The organism is Streptomyces sp. NPDC027962 (assembly GCF_055566095.1).
Window position 1 is genome coordinate 1 of the sequence record NZ_JBVHTA010000130.1, and the last position, 1,039, is coordinate 1,039.

General features: G+C 72.9%; 2 protein-coding genes. Both read left to right on the plus strand.

Annotated features, from left to right (window positions below; translation table 11 throughout):
- Positions 1 to 832: acyl carrier protein (locus tag ACZ4SA_RS37015; RefSeq protein ID WP_468283295.1), on the plus strand; the 832-nt coding region annotated here is incomplete at its 5' end.
- Between the two features lie 22 nt (positions 833 to 854).
- On the plus strand, positions 855 to 1,039 hold a 185-nt coding region (locus ACZ4SA_RS37020; RefSeq protein ID WP_468283298.1), incomplete at its 3' end, for a polyketide synthase docking domain-containing protein.

The following is a 1,039-nucleotide window of genomic DNA, read 5'->3' on the forward strand; positions in this document are numbered from 1 at the left end:
GGCCGAGGCCCGGCGGGCGGCGGGTCTGCCGGCGACGTCGCTCGCGTGGGGCTTCTGGGAGCAGCGCAGCGGCATGACCGCCCACCTCTCCGACGAGGACGTCGAACGCATCAAGCGCACCGGTGTCCTCCCCCTCCCGACGGAGCTCGGACTCGACCTCCTCGACCACGGCACCGCGTCCGCCTGGCCGGCCCTCGCGCCGATCAAGCTCGACACGGCCGCCCTCCGCGAGAGCGGCATGGTCCCGCCCGTCCTGCGCGGCCTGGTCAAGGCGCCCGCCCGCCGTACCGTCGAGGCCGGCCCGGCCGCCGCGTCGACGGAGTCCCTGGCCGACCGGCTGATCGCCCTGCCGGGCGCGGAACGCGAGCGGTTCGTCCTCGACCTCGTACGCCGCAACGTGGCCACTGTTCTCGGCCACGACGGCGCGGAGGCGGTGGAACCCGCCCAAGCCTTCAAGGAGATCGGCTTCGACTCCCTGACCGCCGTCGAGCTCCGCAACCGGCTGACCGCGGCCACGGGCCTGCGGCTGCCCGCCACGCTCGTCTTCGACTACCCCAACCCGACCAGCCTCGCCCGCCACCTCATGAGTGAGCTCGTCCCCACGGACACCGAGACCCCGGCCGACTCGCAGGAGGCGCAGCTCCGGGCCGCCCTGGCCCAGCTCCCGCTCGCCAGGCTCCGCGACGCGGGCCTGCTCGACGCCCTCCTCACGCTCACCGGGCTCGCCGACGGGACCGCCTCCGACGAGGACGCGGCCGACGGCGAGGGCTCCATCGACGAGATGGACGCCGAGAGCCTCATCCAGCTTGCCCTGAGCAACCCCGACTCCTGACCTGAGACCTGTGGAGCATGTGATGGCTACGCCAAACAACCAACTCGTCGATGCCCTGCGCGCCTCACTGAAGGAGACGGAGCGGCTCAAGCAGCAGAACCGCCAGTTGATCGGCGCCGGCACCGAACCGATCGCGATCGTCGGCATGGCCTGCCGCTACCCGGGCGGCGTGCTGTCGCCGGAGGACCTGTGGCGGATGGTGGTGGA